Genomic DNA, 317 nt, shown 5'->3' on the forward strand with positions numbered 1-317 from the left:
TTTATAAGTCTCAGGCTGTAAGTAGGGCGACTTTAAGGGAAGCGCTGCGTATTTTAGAAGAAGAAAATGTTGTCATTCGTAGACATGGTGTAGGAACATTTGTAAATGCAAAGCCGTTTTTTTCTTCTGGGATTGAACAACTTTCTAGTATTACAGATATGATTTCTAGTGTGGGGAAAACACCAGGAACTATCTTTTTATCATCATCTACAACAAGGTTAACAGAAGAGGAAAAAGAGAAGTTTAATAGTGAAGACGGTTTTAATGCGGTAATGATTGAGCGTGTGCGTACAGCAGATGGGGAACCTGTTGTATAT

Annotated in this window: 1 protein-coding gene; it reads left to right on the top strand. The window is 37.9% G+C overall.

Annotated elements, in window-relative coordinates; genetic code table 11:
• Positions 1 to 317: GntR family transcriptional regulator (locus ACSG5Z_RS30120; protein ID WP_435712771.1), on the top strand; the 317-nt coding region annotated here is incomplete at both ends.

The organism is Bacillus pretiosus, assembly GCF_051294775.1.
Lineage (GTDB): Bacteria > Bacillota > Bacilli > Bacillales > Bacillaceae_G > Bacillus_A > Bacillus_A wiedmannii.